The sequence below is a fragment of the Hamadaea sp. NPDC051192 genome, from assembly GCF_040682475.1.
GTDB classification, from domain to species: Bacteria; Actinomycetota; Actinomycetes; order Mycobacteriales; family Micromonosporaceae; genus Hamadaea; species Hamadaea flava.
Window position 1 is genome coordinate 1 of record NZ_JBFBAZ010000179.1, and the last position, 13,677, is coordinate 13,677.

Below are 13,677 nucleotides of genomic sequence, written 5' to 3' on the forward strand. Positions count from 1 at the left end.
ACCTCGGTGGACAGGTTGACGGTGAAGGTCTGGTCGATGTTGTCGGCCGAACCACCCGTCCGGTTACGCAGCGCGTAGACCGAGCCGTCCGGCGCCACCAGCGAGACCACGAGGTCACCGACGTAGGTGTGCACGATGTGCACCTCGACGGTGGAGGTCGAGCCGGCGTTGCCGGTGCAGCCGGCGATGGTGATCGCGCTGTTCACCGTGGTGTTGTCGGGAACGGTCACGTCGGTGCCGTTGGTGCCGGTGCACGCCGGCGGCGCCGACCCGCCCAGGTTGAGCGTCCAGCTGTTGATGTAGCCGGTGTCGCCACTCGCCGCGTCCTGGACGCGCAGTCGCCAGGTTCCGTTGGCGACCTCGCTGGACAGGTTCACGGTGTAGGTGGTGTCGATGTTGTCGGTCGAGCCGCCGGCCCGGTTGGACAGCGTGTAGACGGAGCCGTCCGGGGCGACGAGGGACACGACGAGGTCACCGATGTAGGTGTGCACGATGTGCACCTCGACGGTGGACCCGGCACCCGCGTTGCCGGTGCAACCCGAGATCGTGATCAGGGACTCCACCGTGGTGTTGTCCGGGACCGTCACGTCGGTCGCGTTGGATTGGATGCAACCGGGTGCGCCGTTGACCGTCAGCGTGTAGGTCGCGCTGTGGGTCGCCGACGTCCCGGTGCCGGTCAGGGTGATCGTGTAGGTGCCGGGGGCGGCCGACGCCGACGCCGTGATCGTGGCGGTCGAGGAGCCGCCGGTGGTCACCGTCGACGGGCTGAAGGACACGGTCACACCGCTGGGCGTACCAGTGGAAGTGAGCGAGATGGACTGCGCGGAGCCGTTGGTGAGCGCGGTGCTGACGGTCGTGGTGAGCGAGCCGCCGGGGCTGACCGAGCCCGACGTGGGCGAGGCCGTGAGGGAGAAGTCGTTGCTCGCGGGCGTGCCCACGGCGTAGTTCCACAGCGCGTAGGCCGCGGCGTCGCCCGCCCGGTCGAGGACCGTGTCGCTGATGTTGCTCGGGTAGGTGTCGCAGGCCCTGTGGTAGCACGGGTCGTAGGACGCGCCGGCGGTGCCGCCCCACTTGGTGGCCTGGGCCGAGGTCTTGATCGCGCTGGCGCCGGCGGCGACCCCGCTGGTCTGGATGCCCGCGCTGTTGAACGACGCGTCGTCCGACCGGCCGGCGCCCTCGGTGTTCTCCTCGGTCTGTACGCCGATCGAGTCGTAGTAGGCCTTGACGGTCTGGCCGATCGCGCTGGTGATGCGGTTGATGAAGTATCCGCCGTTGGTCGACGCGACCATGTCGAAGTTGAAGTAGCCCTTGATCTTCGCGCGTTCGGTGGTGCTGAGCGTGGAGACGTAGTACTCCGAGCCGTTGAGGCCCTGCTCCTCGTCGGTCCACCAGCCGAACCGGGCGTGATTGAGCATCGCCGGGTTCTGCGCGGCGAGGGTGAGCGCGATCTCCAGGATCGTCGAGGAACCGGAGCCGTTGTCGTTGATGCCCGGCCCGGCGGTGACGCTGTCCAGGTGCGCGCCGAGCATGTAGACGGTGTTGACGTCACCGCCGCCGCCCGGCCAGTCCGCGATGATGTTCGGCCCGGCGCCGCTGGTGCAGCCGGACGCGCAGGTCTGCTTCACGACGGAGAACCCGGCCGCGACGAGCTTGTCGTAGACGTAGTTCACCGACGCGGTGTACCCGGCCGTGGTGGACCGCCGGGTGCCGCCGTTGTTGGTGGCGATCGTCTGAAGCTGCTGAAGGTGAGCCTTGGTGTTGGCCAGCGAGATGTCGGGCGCGGCTGCTGCTACCGCGATCGACTGGGTGGCCGACACTGGGGCGGTCGCCACCGCGGGGATGGCCGGGGCGACGAGGGTGAGCGCGGCAGCCAGGGTGAGGCAGGCGCGCATGATCGGTTTGTGTGTCAACGCCGTACTCCTCGTGACAGGTAGGTGAACCGGGGATCACCGGCTCGCCCGAGGATACGGTTGACGGAGATGTATGTGAATACCTAGCTCGGAGTCGGCTCGGGACTCGCTGAGCTTTCGTACGGAATGGCGCTGCCCTCGACGTATTCGTCCCAGGACTTGGTGAAATCCGTCCAGCCGTTGCCGTATTTGAGCTGGCGGGAGGTGCCCTTGACGACGACGGGATCACCGATGCGGGTCTGCTGGAACAGCCACTTCGCGTTCGCCGCCGACATGTTGATGCAGCCGTGTGACACGTTGCGCTTGCCTTGATCCGACACCGACCACGGCGCCGAGTGGATGAACTCGCCACCCCAGGTCAGCCGCTGCGCCCAGTCGATGTCGACGCGATAGCGGTTGGCGGGATTCGGATCCGTACGCGTGTCGAACACCGTCTTGGCGAACTTCTCGATGACGACCATCGTGCCGCTGGACGACGGCATGCCCGGGCGACCGAGGCTGACCGGGATCTTCTTCAGCACCGCCCCGTCCTTCGTCACCGTCATCACCTTCGGCGACGCCTTGTCGTCCACCGTCATCACCAGCGCCGGGCCGATCGAACAGTCCAGCGACAGATCCGTACGCCCGAAGTAGCCGTCGCCGCACGGCAGACCGCCCACTCGCAGGTCGACGCGTACCTTGGTGCCCGCCTGCCAGAACTCCTTGGGCCGCCAATGCAGCTCGGTGTCGGTGTACCAGGTCCAGATGCCGTCCTGCGCCGGTTCGGCCGACACCAACAGCCGCCGCTGGACATCGGCCCGCTGGTCCTTCGGGATCGCCCGGCTGAGCTGGATGATCAGCGGCATCCCCACGCCGACCACCGCGCCGTCGGCGAGGAAACTGACGAACCGGACCTGCTTCGACGGCTTGGCCATCACGGTGAACGTGCTGTTCGCGGTGGTGGGCTTGCCGTCGGCGTCGGTGGCGGTCACCGTGGCCGTGTAGGTCTCGCCGTACTCCAGCGTCGCGGCGGGCAGCCAGCCCTTGCCGTCCGGATGGGGGGCACCGTCGACCGCCTTGCCGCCCTTGCTCTTCAGCTCGACCGTGGTCTCCTTGGCCTCAGTGGCGGAGAACACGATCTCGGCCGACGCGGGAACGTCCTTGGCATCCGCCGCCGGGCTCGTGATGGTGACCCGTGCCTTGCCCTCGGCCTTCCCGCCGTTGCTGTCCTGCGCTCCCGGCGTCTTCTTCTCGTCCGTGCAGGCCGCGAGACCGGTCAGGCTCGCACCCGCGCCCACCAGGCCCAATGCGCTCAGCGTGCGGCGTCGTGTCCAGCTCATGACTCATCTATACCCCGAAATGCGCCCGCTTGCCCTTCCGCGTACTCGCGCACACGGGGGCGTCAGCGGACGCGGGTGCCGAGGCGCCATACGCCGACGACGTCGTGCAGCGCGGCGACGTCGGCCAGCGGGTTCCCCGCGACGGCCAGCAGATCCGCGTCGTGACCAGGCTGGATACGCCCGACGCGGTCGCCGACGCGGCACAGGTCCGCGGCTCGGGAGGTCATCGACCGCAACGCCTCGACCGGGGTGTAGCCGAGCAGGTTCACCATCTCGCCGGCGCCGTACGGGAGGCAGTCGTGCGGCTTGGCCGGGCCGATGCCCGCGTCGCTGCTGCACACCACCGGTACGCCGGCCTCCCGGATCTGGTGGAACACTCCCGACAGTTGCGGGATCAATGCCGCGATCCGGGGCGGCAGGGTGAATCCGGGCAGATGCCCGAGCGTGGCCGAGACGGTGACGCCGTTGGCGAGCAGGGCCTGGATGACCCCGGCGTCGGCGGACGCACCGGTCTCGGTGGTGAACGAGCAGTGCTCCACGGAGTCGAACCCGGCCGACGCGGCGTTGAAGATGCCCGGCGCACCATGGGCGTGCGCGGTGATCGGCAGCCCGGCTCGGTGCGCCTCCTCGACCGCGGCGCGCATGGCGGCCAGCCCGAACTGGGCCAGGTGCGGCTGCGTACCGGCGGTCAGTTCGCCGCCCGTCGCCATCACCTTGACGACGTCGACACCCCGTTCGGCGCGCTCGCGGACCGCCCGGCGTACGCCGTCGACGCCGAGCGCCTCGCCGCCCAGGAACCAGCAGTGCCCCTTCATCGACGTGATCGGCGGACCAGCGCTGAGGATGCGGGGCAACGTGGGATCGTCGCGAAGGCCCAGCGTCACATAGTTGCGATCACCGAGATCGCGTACCGTCGTCACACCGGCCTGCAACGCACGCTCGGCGGCCACACGCGCGCCGGCCAGCAGGTCGGCGTCGTCGACGCGATCGAACCGGCCGACGGGATCGGCACCGGCGTCGAACGTCAGATGAATGTGCCCGTCGACCAGACCGGGCAGCAGCGTCACGTCACCGAGATCGACCACTTCCGCGTCCACCGGCGGTTCGAGCCCGCTGGCCGCCGCCACGACACGTCCCTGTTCCACCAGTACGACCGGCTGTTCCAGCAGAGCGGCGTGCTCTCCGTCGAACAGGCGGGCGGCTCGCAGTGCCAGCATGGACACACGGTACCGGCCGGACCCCACCGGTTGGCCAGACCGCTGAGCGAGATCGCACGCGCGTCTTATTGCACATCGGTGGCAACAACGGGCACAGTAGCTTGATGATCCCGGGCTCAGGCATCCCGACCACCGTGGAAGTCGTCCTGCTCTCCCAGCGGGACGGGCGGCTGCGCTACCGCATGGTGCGCGCCGGACTACGGAGCGGCGCGTTCCCCGACGACGTCGCGCTCGGCCTGTCCGGCCTGAAGCTCTGCACTCCCGGCGGGCTGCTGCACTCGACCTCGTGGCGGCATACGCCGGACGCCCTGATCCTCACGTACGCCGCCCTCCCCGATCCGCGCCCCGAGCTGGCCGCGACGGACGTCTCCGTCGACGGCATGCGCTCGGGCATCGGGCCGCTCGTGCCCAGCCCGCCGAGCATCGACGAGGACGCCGTGGCCGCCCACGCCTGCCGTCATCTGGCGCTGCTGCGGACGACCGACGACCTGGCCGCCGACGCCGCACGATCGCAGGTCCAGCTCTGGACGCTCATCGCCAAGCTGACCCCGGGAACCGCGGGCAGCCCTCACCCGCCGAACCTGCTCTGCTGACCGCCCGCCCGCGCTGGCGGGCCCCCAGCCTTCCACTGGATCACGGATCCGGGTCGAATCTTGAGCCAAGATTCGACATGGAACCCTGATCCAGCGCCGAAAGGGGTCGGGTGCCGCGCCCACGGAGGGCCGAAGGCCGGGCGGCTAGAGTCACCGGCATGCTGCTGCCCCGACTGCGTGTGACCGAAGCGGACGGCGATTCCTGGGACGATCCGTCGGAGGAGCAGTTGGGCGCACTCGTCGACGGGTTGAGCGCCGATCGCCGGTTCCTCGTCGTCGAGCGCCACGATCGGCCGTCCGCGTGGCAGCACTTCATTCAGGCGTACCGGGAGGATGACGGGACTTTCCGCGTCGAGTTCCGCGAGGGTGGCCCGGAGGCGCACTTCGAGGCGCGTACGCCGGACGCCGATCAGGTCCGCCTGGTCGTCACGGCGTGGGCGTTCGACCTGCCGGGGTGGCGGGAGCGCCTGCCTTGGCAGGTGTGGCGGGAAGGCTGAACACTCCGGCCCGCAACGCGGCCACCCCGGCTGCCGCCGTACGCCGGGCGAACGCTTCGTCGATCGGCTGCCGGGTGACGAGCAGACGCAGGAAGAAGGGCGCGCCGACGGTCTCGATCGCCGCCCGCGCGTCGGTCCCGGCCGGCAGTTCACCCCGGGCGACCGCATGGTCCACGATGGACTGTGCTAGTCCGAAGCGCTCGAGGAAGAAGCCCCGGACGACCTGAGCCGCCCGTTCGTTGCGCGGCGCGGCGGCGGCCAGCCCGGCGATGAGGTCGCCGGGTTCGCCGGTCATCCCCTGCCGGATCAGCAGCGCCAGTTCGACGAGGTCCCGGTCGAGGTCCCCGGTGTCCGGGATCGGCACCGCCTCGGTCGCGTACTCGGCCAGCAGATCGCCGAGGACGCCTTCGAGGTCGGTCCAACGCCGGTAGATCGAGGTCTTGTTGACTCCCGCGACGGCGGCGATCCGGTCGACGGTCAGTTCCGCGTACCCGTCGGTGAGCAGGTCTCTGGTCGCGGTCAGCACCGCGCCGCGGACTCGCGCGCTCCGCCCGCCCGGCCGCCGCACTGTCTCTGTCATGACATCAGCTTATCGCACCGACTGTTGCTTTAATGCTCGGCTCGTGACAGACTCAAATGCAACGGGAGTTGCTATTAGGGGAGGAACTCATGGAGACCACGGTCTGCGTCGTCGGCGGCGGTCCCGCCGGGCTGGTGCTCGGCCTGCTGCTCGCCCGCCAGGGCATCGACGTCACGGTGCTGGAGAAGCACGCGGACTTCCTGCGGGACTTCCGCGGCGACACGGTCCATTCATCGACCCTCACCCTGCTCGACGAGATCGGCCTCGGCCAGCAGATCGAGGAGCTGCCCGGTCGCAAGGTCCGCGGCCTGCGCGTCAGCTTCGACGACGGCAGCTACCAGGTCGCCGACTTCGGGCGACTGCCGGGCACGCACCCCTACCTCATGTTCCTGCCGCAGTGGGACTTCCTCGAGCTGCTCGCCCGCGAGGCCGCTCAGCTGCCGAACTTCCGGTTGCTGCGGTCGACCAAGGTCACCGGCCTGCGGCATGGTCCCGACGGCGCGGTCACGGGAGTGGTCGCGGACGGGTCCGAGGGCGTGGTCGAGATCCGCGCCCGGCTCACGGTCGCGTGCGACGGCCGAGATTCACTTGTACGCGATGAGCTGGGCCTGAAGCCGCAGACCTATGCCGCCCCCATGGACGTCCTGTGGTTCCGGATCTCGCGGCGGCCGTCCGACCCCGAGGGACTGGACATGCGCGTCGGCGCCGGCGGATTGATGCTGTGCATCGATCGCGGAGAGTACTTCCAGTGCGCGTTCGTGATCGCCAAGGGCGGGTACGCCGCCATCCGGGCCGAGGGGCTGGACTCGTTGCGGGCGCACGTCGCCCGGCTCGCCCCGCCGCTCGCCGACCGGGTCGCTGAACTGTCCACCTGGGACGAGGTGAAGCTGCTGACGGTGACGGTCAACCGCCTCGACCAGTGGCACGCGCCCGGAGCCTTGCTGATCGGCGACGCGGCGCACGCGATGTCGCCGATCGGCGGCGTCGGGGTGAACCTGGCAGTGCAGGACGCCGTCGCCACCGCGCGCCTGCTCGGCCCGATCCTGCACGCCGGGCGTACGCCGACCGGGGCGGAACTGGCCCAGGTGGAGCGCCGCCGTCGCCGCCCGACCGTCGTCACCCAGAACGTCCAGCGGCTGGCTCAGCGCCGGATCGTCGATCCGCTGCTGCACGCGACCGGCCGGATCACCGCGCCTTGGCCGATCCGGCTGCTCCGCCGGGCGCCGAAGCTGCAGGCGTTGCCGGCTCGGATGATCGGCCTCGGCGTCCGGCCGGAGCACCTGCACTAGCGAGCACGGAAAAGGGAGGGCCGGCCGGTGCCCTCCCTTTTCCGCGTTGCTTTTCTGCGCCGTTGCTTTTCTGTGCTGTGCTACAGGTCGAACTCGCCCGCCTTGGTTCCCGCGACGAAGGCCGCCCATTCCTGTTCGGTGAACAGGAGGGCGCCGCCACCGGGGTTCTTCGAGTCCCGGACGGCCACACCGGCCGGGACGAAGGCGATCTCGACACAGTTGTCGCCGCTGGGACTGCTGCGGGCGCTCTTGCGCCACACCGCCCCCGCCAGCGTGGGATCGGTACTGATCTGGTCGTTCATCGATTAACCCCCGAACGCACCTCGAGGTTGATGGTCACCTTTTCGTACCATGCCGTGGCCGCTTCGGGGGCATGAAACGTCGATCACAAGCCTTCCGGGCGACCGTGGCAGGGCCAGCCTGAGAATAGCCTGAGTGTTCAGTCAACAAAGTACCGACCGATAGACCTCTTCATATCCAGCGGCCATAGTGGCCACATCGAACCGCTGCTCGACGTGAACCCGGCAGTCGTGAGCGGACAGCTCCGGCACCCGGTCGAGGGCGGCGGCCAACTCCTCGGGGTCGCCGCACACGAACCCCGTACGCCCGTGGTCGACGATCTCGGGGACCGAGCCCTCGGCCAGCGCCACGACCGGAGTGCCGCAGGCCATGGCCTCGATCATCACCATCCCGAACGGTTCCGGCCAGCGGATCGGGAAGAGCAGACAGGACGCCTTGGCGTACAGCTCTCGTTTGAGCGTGGCGTCCGCCTCGCCGACGTAGGTCACGCCGCTGCCGAGCAACGGGCGCACCACCTCGTCGAAGTACGCCTCCTCGGCGGGCTCGTTCATCTTCCCGGCCAGCACCAGCGGCCGCCCGGCCTCGCGGGCCGCCGTGATCGCGAGGTCGGCGCCCTTGTCCTCGGCGAACCGGCCGAGGAACAGGACCCAGTCCTCCTTCGTCTCCCGGAAGGGGTAGTCGGCCACCTGAAGTCCGTTGTAGACGGTGCCGGCCCAGTTCAGGTCGGGCGCCAACGACCGCTGCGACTCCGAGATCCCCACCAGCGCCAGGTCCTTGCCGAACTGGCGGTAGTACTCGCCGGGTTCGCCCTCCAGCGGGCCGTGCATCGTCGCGACGGTCGGCGCGTGCCGGCCCGCCGCCGTCAGCGGGCCGGCCAGGGTGTGGTCGTGGACGATGTCGACGTCGAGGTCGCCGAGCAGCCGGGCGGCCATCGCCGCGTGCATGACCTCGGGCATCGGCTCGCCGAGCCGGTCGGACTGCGGCACGGCGAAGGTACGCCGGAACTTCCCGGCGGTGCCGTCGGATCCCGCGCCGATCAGGGTCACCTCGTGTCCCCGGGCGACCAGTGCGTCGGTCAGATCCGCGACGACGATCTCGATGCCGCCGTAGCCGCTGGGCGGGATGTCGTAGTACGGCGGGGCGACCATGGCGATCCGGAGGGGTGACGGCATGGTCGGAATTTGCCCGGCGGGAAAGATCGCCAAACGTCACCGGGGAGCGCTCCCTCGCTCCTATTCGGACGGTCAACGAAACAGCAGGTCGACGAACATCAGATTGACATAGGTGGACGCCTGGACGATGCTCTGAGAGAGCGCTCCCTCGCCTCTCCCGTCCCCGGAGAGGCACCCTCTTCCGCCCACAGAGGAGACGTCATGAAGTTACGCACGACGGCGCTCTGCGCCCTCGCCGCGCTCGCCGCCGGTTTCGCCGTCGCGCTGACCGGCGCGGCCAACGCCGCCGATCCGCTGCTCTCGCAAGGCAAGCCGGTCACCGCCTCGTCCACCGAGAACGCCGGCACCCCGGCGAGCGCCGCGGTCGACGGCGACCTCGGCACCCGCTGGTCCAGCGCGTTCAGCGACCCGCAATGGCTGCGGGTCGACCTCGGTTCCACCGCCGCCGTCAGCCAGGTCGTGCTGCGCTGGGAGCCGGCGTACGCGACGGCGTACCAGATCCAGGTGTCCGCCGACGGCAACACGTGGACCACCGTCTACAGCACGTCGACCTCCACCGGCGGCACGCAGACCCTCGCCGTCACCGGATCGGGCCGCTACGTGCGGGTCTACGGCACCGCGCGGGCGACCGCGTACGGCTATTCGCTCTGGGAGTTCCAGGTCTACGGCACGACCGGGTCGACCGGTTGCGACACCGCCGTGAACGCGGCGTTGAACAAGCCAGCGACCGCCTCCTCCACCGAGAACGCCGGCACTCCGGCGAGCGCGGCGGTCGACGGCAACGGCGGTACGCGGTGGTCCAGCGCGGCCGCCGATCCTCAGTGGATTCAGATCGACCTCGGCTCGACCGTCTCGGTCTGCCAGGTGACGCTCACCTGGGAGACGGCGTACGCGACCGCGTACCAGGTGCAGGTATCCACTGACGCCGCGACGTGGACCTCCGTCTACAGCACCACGACGTCGACCGGCGGAACGCAGACGCTGACCGTCTCCGGGTCCGGTCGCTACCTGCGCGTCTACGGCACCGCCCGGGCGACGCAGTGGGGCTACTCCCTCTGGGAGATCGCCGTCCGCACCGGCGGTGGCACGCCGCCGACCAGCAGCCCGCCCCCGACCGGCGGCGACGTCCTGCTGTCCTACAACAAGCCGGCCGTCGCGTCGACCTCGCAGAGCGACGCGAACTGTTACGAGTGCACCCCGGCGCGGGCGTTCGACCTCGATCCCGCGTCCCGGTGGGCGACCAGTTCCACCACCGGCTGGGTCGATCCCGGCTGGATCTACGTCGACCTCGGCGCCACCGCCACGATCCACCAGGTGATCCTGCAATGGGACCCGGCGTACGCGACGGCGTACCAGATCCAGGTGTCGCCCGACGCCGCGACCTGGAGCACGATCTACAGCACCACGACCGGGCACGGGTTCAAGGAGACCCTGACGGTCAACGGCACCGGCCGCTACGTGCGGATGTACGGCACTGCCCGGGTCGGCGCGTACGGCTACTCGATCTGGGAGTTCCAGGTCTACGGCACCGGCGGCAACCCCACGACGCCCCCGGCGCGACCGGCCGATCCGACCTTCCCCGCGACCCGGCTGGTGTTCAGCGACGAGTTCAACGGCGCCGCGGGCACGAAGCCGGACACAGCGAAGTGGACGATCGACACCGGCACCGGCCAGAACAACGAGTTGCAGTACTACACCAACAACGCCAACGCCTCGATGAACGGCGCCGGGTCGCTGGTGATGGAGGCACGCCGGGAAACGGTCGGCGGACGCGACTACACCTCGCACCGGATGAACACCGGCGGCAAGTTCACCTTCCAGTACGGCCGCGTCGAGGCCCGGGTCAAGGTGCCGAAGGGCAACGGGTTCTGGCCCGCGTTCTGGATGATGGGCGCCGACTTCCTCACCGGGCGGCCGTGGCCCTACAACGGCGAGATCGACATCATGGAGATCCTCGGCAAGGACACCACCCGCAGCTACACCACGCTGCACGCGCCCGCGTACAACGGGGGCGGCGGCTACGGGTTCGAGAAGATCTGGACGACCGACCTGTCCGCGGACTATCACGTGTACGCGGCCGAGTGGGACAGCAAGGGCATCCGGTTCTTCGTGGACAGCACCGAGGTCTTCTACGCCAGCAAGGCGACCGTCGAGTCGACCCGGGGGCCATGGGTCTACGACCACCCGTTCTACGTGATCCTCAACCTGGCGGTCGGCGGCGACTGGCCCGGCTCGCCGGACGCCACCACGCCGTTCCCGGCGCAGATGCTGGTCGACTACGTCCGCGTCTACCAATAACCCCTCCCCGTTGATCATGGACTTAACCGAGGTCTCGACGGTGTGTCGGGACTGGAAACTCCATGATCAACGGGGGAGCCCGACCCTAGGCCGAGCCGCGCTCGACGATCTCCGGATGGAAGATCACCGAGCGCGGCCGGCCCTCGGGCTCACGGATGCGGGCCAGCAGGAGCCGGGCCATCTCGGCGGCCATCTCCTCCAGCGGCTGCCGGATCGTGGTCAGCTGCGGACGGCAGGCCAGCGCCGAGACGCTGTCGTCGAACCCCACCACGGCGACGTCCTCGGGCACGCGTCGGCCGAGGTCGCGGAGCGCCTGCATCGCACCCTCGGCCATCAGATCGTTGGCGACGAACAGCGCGTCGGTCTCCGGGTACGCCGTCAGCAGCGTCCGCGCCGCGCGCTCACCGCCGGCCCTGGTGAAGTCGCCGGGCTCGGCCGGCACCCAGGCGTACCCGTGGACGGCGAGGGCTGAGCGGAACCCGGCCAGCCGGTCCTGCCCAGCGGTCGTGTCGAGCGGGCCGCAGACCGTCGCCGGATGCTTGCGGCCCGAGGCGATGAACCGTTCCGCCGCCAAGCGGGCGCCGGTCTGCTGCTCGACGTCGACATAGCTCATCGGCAGCGGCCGGCCCGGCCGAGCCGACAGCACCGCCGGCACATGCAGGTCGCACAACTGCTGCGGAAGCGGGTCGGCGACGTGGCTGGAGATGATCAGCACGCCGTCCACATGTCCCTGCCGCAGATACCGCAGGACCTGCTGATGAGCGGGGGCGTCGGCGGGCATGATCACCAGGTGGATGCCCTCGGGGCGCAGCACCTCCAGCGCCCCGGCGGTGATCCGGCCGAGGTACGGATCGGTGAAGATCCGGCTCAGGAACGGCTCGGCGAATTCCCGGCCGGCCGGTTCGGAGACCACCAGCGCGACCGAGTCGGTCCGGCGGGTGACCAGCGACCGGGCCGCGTGGTTCGGGATATAGCCGGTCGCCTCGATCGCCCGCTCCACGATCTCGCGGAGTTCCGGGTCGACTGTGGACACCTGGTTGATCACCCGGGACACCGTCGACCGGCTCACCCCGGCGTACTCGGCGACCTGCTCGAGCGTGGGCGAACGGGGACCGGGCGGGCGGGGGGCGACCATGGCGCCAATGTATAGCAACCCAACCAGAGAGCGCTCTCCCCCACCCGGTTCCTCAGCGTCCGGTGCCCGCCTCCTTGGCCTGCCAGTTGAGGCGTACGAGCAGCTGCCGGGCCTGCTCGGCGTGGTCGGCGGTGACGGCGATGGCGTACTCCCCGGCGGTGAGCGCGCTCCGCGAGGTGAAGTCCCGCTGCCCACGGGTGGCCGCGTGCGCGATGGCGCCGAAGATCGCGCCCCAGACCGCACCGATCAGCAGGCCGGCGATCACGACGCCGAACCAGTTGCCGACGGCGAAGATGCCGAAGAGCAGGCCGATGAACAGACCGAACCACGCACCGCTGGCCGCGCCGGCCAGCGCCGCTCGACCGATGGTCATCCGGCCCAGAACGTTCTCCACCAGGCGCAGATTGGTGCCGACGATCGATGTGTGCTCGACCGGGAACTTGTTGTCCGAGAGATAGTCGACGGCCCGCTGGGCGGAGGCGTAGTCGCCGTAGGTCGCCACGGTGACGGTCGCCTGCCCGGCACCGGGTCCGGCGGCGGTGATGGCATCAGCTGCCGGTCCGACCGCCGGACTGCCCGCGGGACCGGTCGGGATGGAACTCATGGTCATCTGTCCTCCTTCATCCCCTCGATCATCACCTGTCCCCCGATGCGCCCGCAGGGCAAACGCGGATCTCGGTGACGCGATTCGAACAACCCGGTCTCAGCGGTTGTGCCGGGACTTCGCCCGGTCGGCGAGCTGCCGGGACAGCATGGAGGCGGTGGTCGCCAGCACCGCTACGTTGAAGAACATCTGTACGCACAACAGCACGCGGGCGAACTGCCCGTGCGCGGAGACGTCCCCGAACCCGACCGTCAGCAGGGTCGCCGTCGCGAAGTAGAGCGCGTCGACCCGGGTGTTCAGATCGACGAACTGGCCGGGGGCGTACACGGCGACGGCGTAGTCGATCAGCGCGAAGAGCAGCAGCCCGCCCAGGATGCCGACGATCAGCCCGCCGAGCGGGGCGTCCGGCTGGTCCAGTTGGCGCAGCAACTGGTTCTTGAGGCCGAACAGGATCGTCCCCAGGGCGAGGAGGGTGAGCGCGACCTGGACCACGATCAGCCAGTCCCCTGTACTGGGCCGGATCGGCACGGCGAAGTAGAACAGCAGCAGCGCCACACAGGTCAGGCCGCTGCGTTCGAGGATGCCGCGCGCGGTCGCCTTCCGGAGACGCCGCGACGTCTTCTGCTCCTTTTCCGCCGACATGCCCAAATTGTGCACCGTCGCCGACCGGGCTGGATCAGGGTTCCGTGTCGAATCTTGGGTCAAGATTCGACACGGAACCCTGATCCAGCGCCACAGCGCCCAGCGGCCCAGCCGCCACCGC

At 69.6% G+C, this 13,677-nt stretch carries 13 protein-coding genes; 4 read left to right on the forward strand and 9 right to left on the reverse strand.

Features of this window, described 5'->3' with window-relative positions; all coding sequences use genetic code 11:
- The 3 genes from AB0M47_RS38500 to AB0M47_RS38510 all read right to left on the reverse strand — a co-directional run.
- On the reverse strand, window positions 1–1,892 hold a 1,892-nt coding region (locus AB0M47_RS38500; protein ID WP_363423039.1), incomplete at its 3' end, for a M28 family peptidase.
- Between the two features lie 101 nt (window positions 1,893–1,993).
- The gene (locus AB0M47_RS38505; RefSeq protein WP_363423018.1) at window positions 1,994–3,229 is read right to left on the reverse strand and encodes an Ig-like domain-containing protein; all 1,236 of its coding nucleotides are present in this window, start codon (window positions 3,227–3,229) and stop codon (window positions 1,994–1,996) included.
- Between the two features lie 62 nt (window positions 3,230–3,291).
- A complete protein-coding gene (locus AB0M47_RS38510; protein WP_363423020.1) occupies window positions 3,292–4,446 on the reverse strand; it encodes an amidohydrolase family protein in 1,155 nt (384 codons plus the stop codon).
- A 104-nt stretch (window positions 4,447–4,550) separates the two neighbouring features.
- Here AB0M47_RS38510 and AB0M47_RS38515 point away from each other — a divergent pair, with 104 nt between their 5' ends.
- Complete coding sequence (locus AB0M47_RS38515) at window positions 4,551–5,039, forward strand: hypothetical protein (RefSeq protein WP_363423022.1); 489 nt, start codon at window positions 4,551–4,553, stop codon at window positions 5,037–5,039.
- Window positions 5,040–5,197: 158 nt separating this feature from the next.
- Window positions 5,198–5,536, forward strand: a complete 339-nt coding sequence (locus AB0M47_RS38520) for a hypothetical protein (RefSeq protein WP_363423024.1) — start codon at window positions 5,198–5,200, stop codon at window positions 5,534–5,536.
- On the opposite strand, the gene AB0M47_RS38525 is transcribed toward AB0M47_RS38520, so the two are convergent.
- Complete coding sequence (locus AB0M47_RS38525) at window positions 5,466–6,116, reverse strand: TetR/AcrR family transcriptional regulator (RefSeq protein ID WP_363423026.1); 651 nt, start codon at window positions 6,114–6,116, stop codon at window positions 5,466–5,468. The genes AB0M47_RS38520 and AB0M47_RS38525 overlap by 71 nt on opposite strands.
- Before the next feature lie 89 nt (window positions 6,117–6,205).
- Here AB0M47_RS38525 and AB0M47_RS38530 point away from each other — a divergent pair, with 89 nt between their 5' ends.
- Window positions 6,206–7,405 (forward strand): FAD-dependent oxidoreductase, encoded by a 1,200-nt coding sequence (locus AB0M47_RS38530; RefSeq protein ID WP_363423028.1) that lies wholly within the window; start codon window positions 6,206–6,208, stop codon window positions 7,403–7,405.
- An 80-nt stretch (window positions 7,406–7,485) separates the two neighbouring features.
- Here the strand turns inward: AB0M47_RS38530 and AB0M47_RS38535 are convergent, their stop codons facing one another.
- Together AB0M47_RS38535 and AB0M47_RS38540 are read right to left on the reverse strand one after the other, a co-directional pair.
- Window positions 7,486–7,707 carry a DUF397 domain-containing protein gene (locus AB0M47_RS38535; protein WP_253760844.1) on the reverse strand — a complete coding sequence of 74 codons (222 nt, stop codon included), beginning with the start codon at window positions 7,705–7,707 and terminating at the stop codon, window positions 7,486–7,488.
- A 141-nt stretch (window positions 7,708–7,848) separates the two neighbouring features.
- Window positions 7,849–8,877: a glycosyltransferase family 4 protein gene (locus AB0M47_RS38540; RefSeq protein ID WP_363423030.1), complete on the reverse strand. Its 1,029-nt coding sequence runs from the start codon at window positions 8,875–8,877 to the stop codon at window positions 7,849–7,851.
- Between the two features lie 201 nt (window positions 8,878–9,078).
- Between AB0M47_RS38540 and AB0M47_RS38545 the strand changes: the two genes are divergently transcribed.
- The gene (locus AB0M47_RS38545) at window positions 9,079–11,175 is read left to right on the forward strand and encodes a discoidin domain-containing protein (protein ID WP_363423032.1); all 2,097 of its coding nucleotides are present in this window, start codon (window positions 9,079–9,081) and stop codon (window positions 11,173–11,175) included.
- Between the two features lie 85 nt (window positions 11,176–11,260).
- Here the strand turns inward: AB0M47_RS38545 and AB0M47_RS38550 are convergent, their stop codons facing one another.
- From AB0M47_RS38550 to AB0M47_RS38560, 3 genes are all read right to left on the reverse strand, one after another.
- Entirely contained in the window at window positions 11,261–12,310 is a 1,050-nt protein-coding gene (locus AB0M47_RS38550; RefSeq protein ID WP_363423033.1) for a LacI family DNA-binding transcriptional regulator, read from the reverse strand.
- A 52-nt stretch (window positions 12,311–12,362) separates the two neighbouring features.
- Window positions 12,363–12,920, reverse strand: coding sequence for a general stress protein (locus AB0M47_RS38555; RefSeq protein ID WP_363423035.1), 558 nt, complete (start codon window positions 12,918–12,920; stop codon window positions 12,363–12,365).
- Window positions 12,921–13,013: 93 nt separating this feature from the next.
- Entirely contained in the window at window positions 13,014–13,556 is a 543-nt protein-coding gene (locus tag AB0M47_RS38560; protein ID WP_363423037.1) for a potassium channel family protein, read from the reverse strand.
- Window positions 13,557–13,677 lie beyond the last annotated feature (121 nt).